The organism is Succinivibrio faecicola (genome assembly GCF_019448115.1).
In the GTDB taxonomy this organism is placed as follows: domain Bacteria; phylum Pseudomonadota; class Gammaproteobacteria; order Enterobacterales; family Succinivibrionaceae; genus Succinivibrio; species Succinivibrio faecicola.
On record NZ_JAGFNY010000094.1, the window covers coordinates 1 to 795 of the forward strand.

Below are 795 nucleotides of genomic sequence, written 5' to 3' on the forward strand. Positions count from 1 at the left end.
GAGATCAGCTTAACAAGCAGTTTGTTCAGACGGTCAATGCAGCTCATGCCTTTCTGTATGAATCAGGTGTGGTGGCAGGTACAGTTTCTGTAGCATCAGCAACTAAGGTAACAGAAGCCTTAAAAGCTCTCTGTAATACTGAAACTGAAAAAGAGCATTCAGAGGATGACTGCAGTTACAGTCACTTAAACTGCCTCAGTGAAAGTCTGCTCGGTAACATTGAGTCTCTGCAGACAAAGATAAAAGAGATTAACTCTCATCTCTTATCTTATGCTTCAAACAATGAAATCTGCTCTAACCTTCAGACAGTTCCTGGTATAGGTAAGCTTTCAGCTGTAGCACTGTATGCTGCTATGGGTGATCCAGAGAGATTCTCCTCATCAAGAGCTTTTGCAGCTTTCATCGGAGTGGCTCCGGTAACTACAGGTACAGGAGGTAAAACCACAGTCCTTGGTATTCGCAAGTCTGGTATTCAGAGCATTAAAAAGATGCTTTATATGGGTGCGATGGTTTATTTAAGTCAGGCAATGAAAAATGGTACTGAATCATCATGGCTAAAACAGAGACTTAATCAGAACCGTTCTAAAAAAATCATCATCTGCGCCATAATGAACAGACTTGCCCGTATTGCCTATGCAATAGCCAAATCAGGACAAGCTTTTGATGAAACCAAATGCAATATGATTAAAAAGCTGAGGTAACGTAAAGTTACCTTAAACAGTCAGTATTCCATCAACCGTGAAAGAGCTCCTTAACTTCAGAGCGTCCGCTGAGGTTAATGCTCCAAGGCAGGTT

1 protein-coding gene is annotated in these 795 nt (G+C 41.5%); it reads left to right on the forward strand.

Annotated features, from left to right (window positions below):
• The coding region (locus tag J5V48_RS09765; RefSeq protein WP_219938461.1) for a transposase at positions 1-701 on the forward strand (701 nt) is incomplete at its 5' end.
• Positions 702-795: the final 94 nt, after the last annotated feature.